General features: G+C 29.9%; 2 protein-coding genes. One reads left to right on the top strand and one right to left on the bottom strand.

Annotated elements, in window-relative coordinates; all coding sequences use genetic code 11:
* Positions 1–34 precede the first annotated feature (34 nt).
* Entirely contained in the window at positions 35–829 is a 795-nt protein-coding gene (locus FWJ34_RS19215; RefSeq protein WP_308256933.1) for an ABC transporter permease, read from the bottom strand.
* A gap of 161 nt (positions 830–990) precedes the next feature.
* Here FWJ34_RS19215 and FWJ34_RS19210 point away from each other — a divergent pair, with 161 nt between their 5' ends.
* Positions 991–1977 carry a GntR family transcriptional regulator gene (locus tag FWJ34_RS19210; RefSeq protein WP_308256932.1) on the top strand — a complete coding sequence of 329 codons (987 nt, stop codon included), beginning with the start codon at positions 991–993 and terminating at the stop codon, positions 1975–1977.
* The last annotated feature ends 133 nt before the right edge of the window (positions 1978–2110 follow it).

Raw genomic sequence — 2110 nt, 5'->3', positions numbered from 1 at the left:
GAGTTTAAATCCTTTACTAATGTCTAATTTTTAATTATTTTCTGGTAAATCTTAAGGTTTCTATGGATTGTGATGTTAAAAATAAGCCTAAAATTATGTAACTTAAAAAAACAATTAAATTGCTAGTTTCAAAAATTCCCTTTACAAAAGTTTCATAAATTCTTAAGATGGAAAAATGAGCAATAATTTCGCCCAATTGCCCACCAAAAAGATTACCAATACCATCTAAAATTGAAATAAAAATAACAAGAATAAATGTCATAATAGCAGAAAAAATAGTACTGTCTGTTAAGGAAGAAATAAACATCCCTAAAGATAAAATTGAAGCAGCCATTAAAATTAAACCTAGATGAGCTAAAATAATCACTTGAGGATTAACAGGAGGTGTAGCTCCTTGAAAAGCGATCGCTTCATATAGTAAAATAGGCATAATCATAGTAATGAAAAATAACAATACTGCTAATAATTTGCCTAGGGCTACTACCCAATTAAAAATAGGAGAAGTTGCTAATAATTCTATCGTGCCTCTTTTGCGTTCTTCGGCATATAAACCCATCGATAAAATAGGTAAAATAAAAATAGTTAATGAGCCAATTACGCCGAAAAAGATTTGCATAAATTCATAAACTACATCAATCGAAACAGGATTTCCCATTTGTTCTTGAACGGCAACATTTTGAATTACTCCTTGATCACTTAAGAGAATAAAGATAAAAAATAAACCAGAAATAAACCAAAAAATTCCAGCAACACTAAAAGCTAAAGGAGATGCAAAATAACTTTGTAACTCTTTCTGCAAAATAGCAATTATATTATTAATTATTGTCATTAATTAATTCTTTCATTAAATAAAGATGTTAAAAAGATTTCAAGATAAAATTATAACTCAGCTTTTGCTTTAAAATAATAATATATAGTAAGTCTAAATCATTTGTGAGAATTTTAAGGTTATCAAATAATCCCTTTATCACAACCATAAAAATACTTATCATGTTTCATTTTAGCATCCAAACTGAGGGAAATATCTCTCCTTCTCAACAATTAATTGATCAAATTCAGTTTGCCATCGCATCTCGTCAATATCCCCCCGGTCATCGTTTACCTAGTACAAGACAACTAGCATTAATTACTGGATTACATAGAAATACAATAAGTAAAGTTTATCGACAATTAGAAGAAAAAGGATTAGTCGAATCTCTTGCTGGTTCAGGTATTTACGTTAAAGCTCAAGGAAATGAAGCCGTTAAACATTCAGAATCTCGTTTTTTAAAAGCATATCCTAGTGTCCAAAAAATGATTAAACAAAACGTTGATGAATTATTATTACAGGGATATAATTTAGAACAAATTAAACAATTATTTTTAGGGGAAATTGATTATCGATTACGGTGTAATGCTTTAGTCTTAGTTACTGTGCCAATGACAGATATAGGAGTAGGGCAACTAATAGTTTTAGAATTAGAACAAGCTCTCTTAATTCCGATACAATTAGTACCAATGGAAGAACTAAATTTAATTTTAACAGAAATAAATTCAGCCACTATTGTTACCAGTCGTTATTTTATTCATCAAGTTTTAGAAATAGTTTCTCCTCAATCAACCAGAGTAATTCCCCTTGATATTTATGATTATAAAGAAGAATTAAAAATTATCAAAAAACTGCCCTCACAATCTTCTTTAGGTATTGTAAGTTTAAGTACAGGTATTTTGAGAGTAGCTGAAATATTAGTTCATAGCCTTCGTGGTAAAGATATTAGCATTATTATTGCCCAAAGTAACGATTCACAAAAATTGAAAAATTTAGTGCGTAGCTCTTATACTATTATTTGTGATTCTAATAGTTATTTAACCGTCAAGAAAACCCTTAAACAAGTACAAGAGGATCTAATTCGTCCTCCAGAAATTATATGTAGTAACAATTATATTGGTGAAAAATCGATTAACCTTTTAAAAAGAGAATTAGGTGTTAAGAATTAGTAGTTAATTGACAACTCCCCGCCTATCACGGCTAGGATTCTTCCTTCACAGAGTGATGCCTTGTAAAAGCAGTACCTTTACTCGGTCTTACTCTCTTTCCAGAAGCGATCGCAACTCGAATCAGATCTACACT

It is taken from the genome of Geminocystis sp. GBBB08 (assembly GCF_016743215.1).
Lineage (GTDB): Bacteria > Cyanobacteriota > Cyanobacteriia > Cyanobacteriales > Cyanobacteriaceae > Geminocystis.
The sequence above is the reverse complement of the archived record's forward strand: the minus strand, read 5'-3'. Positions and strand labels throughout refer to the sequence as shown.

Coding starts and splice junctions, on each gene's coding strand:
- FWJ34_RS19215 (WP_308256933.1), bottom strand. CDS start 829: ATGACAATAATTAATAATATAATTGCTATTTTGCAGAAAGAGTTACAA.
- FWJ34_RS19210 (WP_308256932.1), top strand. CDS start 991: ATGTTTCATTTTAGCATCCAAACTGAGGGAAATATCTCTCCTTCTCAA.